Annotated in this window: 1 protein-coding gene; it reads right to left on the minus strand. The window is 65.5% G+C overall.

Annotated elements, in window-relative coordinates; all coding sequences use genetic code 11:
- Window positions 1-686, minus strand: a 686-nt coding sequence (locus EOA85_RS36650; protein ID WP_245486409.1) for an FGGY family carbohydrate kinase, incomplete at both ends; no start/stop codon positions are given.

The raw sequence follows: 686 nt of genomic DNA on the forward strand, positions 1-686 counted from the left end.
GCCCCGAACCTTGTTGGGTCGAAGGCAGCAGGGATGTCTTCCCAGCGAGCACTGTGGCGGCATCCTCTTCGGTCCAGCCTTCCGATTGGCCTTCCGTCAGCCGTGAAAATTCGCGACCCCCCATGAAGCGCGCCGATGGCACCGGATCACCGAGCGCATTCACGTTGACCAGCGTGTCGCGCGCCGGATCGAGCGCGATCTTGTTGCCGCCGACGGCCATCGACACCACCCAGGTGCCGGTCGAGACGACCGAGAAGGGCGGTCTGTCGGACAGGAGATGCGGCAGCAGCGAGGCATTGGAATCATGCAAGCCGCAAAACACCGGCGTCTGCGGATCGAGCCCGGTTCCCTTGGCAAGGGCGGGCAAGATTGGGCCAAGGCGGTCCTTGGCCGGCCGCACCGGCGCCATCAGGCCGCGCCATTGCATCCGGTCGACGAGTGACGAAAAATCTGCTTTCCATGGGCTCCACAGATCGGTGTGGCAGCCGAGCGAGGTCACCTCGTTGGCGGCGACGCCGGTGAGGCGAAAAGCCCAGTATTGCGGATACATCAGGATCGCGGCGGCCTCGGCGAACTCCGCCGGGAAGTTCCTCTGCTGCCAGAAGAACTGCGCGCCGAGATTGAGGCCGACCGGCAGGCGCGGCGTACCCGTCTCGGCAAAGGCCGGACGGATCGCGTCATAGTCC

Origin of the sequence: Mesorhizobium sp. M5C.F.Ca.IN.020.29.1.1 (genome assembly GCF_003997375.1) — a bacterium.
GTDB classification, from domain to species: Bacteria; Pseudomonadota; Alphaproteobacteria; order Rhizobiales; family Rhizobiaceae; genus Mesorhizobium; species Mesorhizobium wenxiniae.